We start from the raw sequence: 1,057 nt of genomic DNA, 5'->3' as shown, positions 1-1,057 counted from the left end.
GGGCAGGTCAGCACCGGGCAGCCGGCCCACAGGGCATCGGACGCGGTGGTGTGTGCGTTGTAGGGGTGGGTGTCCAGGAACAGGTCGGCGTGCTGGTAGCGCGCGAGGTACGCCGGGTGCGGCAGCTTGTGCATGAACACCAGCCGTGCCGGATCCAGCTGCGCCTGGCGCGCCGCGCTGCGCAGCCGCGCATCGGCGTTGCCCGGGCCGGACAACAGCCACAGCACGCTGCCGGGCACCCCATGCAGCACCGCGAACAGGCGCTGCACGCTGCGCGGATTGAGCTTGTAGCTGTTGTTGAAGCAGCACAGCACCACGCCCTGTGCCGGCAGTCCGCAGTCTTCGCGCGACGGCGGCGCGGCGAGCACGCGGGTGGTGTCCGACGGTTGGAACGCCCGTGGCAGGTACCGCACCTGCTCACTGAATCCGGCCACCAGCGGCGCGGGCAGCACGAACGCGTCGGCCAGCACGTGGTCGATCCAGTCCGCGCCGGAGGTGCCCGGATAGGCCAGCCAGTTCACCTGCACCGGGGCAGGGCGCATCGCCAGCACCTGCGGGGTACCGCCGCCGCCCCAACCGCGCAGGTCGAACAGCACGTCGATGGCGGTGTCCCGGATGCGCGCGGCGACCTGCGGGTGCGGCAGCGCGCCCACCTCGTGCACCTGCGTGGCGGCCGCCTGCAGGCGTGCCCGCAGGGGGCTGCCATCGCTGGCGGTCAGCGCGAACAGGTGCAGGTCCAGGCGGCCGGCGGCGGCCAGCTGTTCCAGCAGCGCCACGATCAGCAGCCCGGTGGGATGCGCGCCGAAGCCGTTGGACAGAAAGCCCACACGCAGGCGGCCCTGGCGGCGCACGGTGGTGGCGGGCAACGGCCGCACGCTGGCGCTGATGGCCGCGGCGCGTTGCCGCGCGCAGGCCAGTTGTTCGGCGGCACTGCCGTCTTCGCTCAGGAACGCAAACGGCTCCACTGCGGCCTGGCCCTGCGCGACGGCCTGGCGCACCTGTGCCGACAGGCGGTCGATGTTGCGCCAGTCGCACAGCCGGCGCTGCCAGTTGAGCA

1 pseudogene is annotated in these 1,057 nt (G+C 72.8%); it reads right to left on the bottom strand.

The window, feature by feature from the left end:
• A pseudogene (locus DBR34_RS03160) lies at window positions 1–1,057 on the bottom strand (UDP-N-acetylglucosamine-peptide N-acetylglucosaminyltransferase); the annotation flags it as partial.

It is taken from the genome of Stenotrophomonas sp. HMWF003 (genome assembly GCF_003061285.1).
Classification (GTDB): Bacteria; Pseudomonadota; Gammaproteobacteria; order Xanthomonadales; family Xanthomonadaceae; genus Stenotrophomonas; species Stenotrophomonas maltophilia_AP.
Note: the sequence above shows the minus strand (reverse complement) of the source record. Positions and strands in the feature narration are given on the sequence as shown.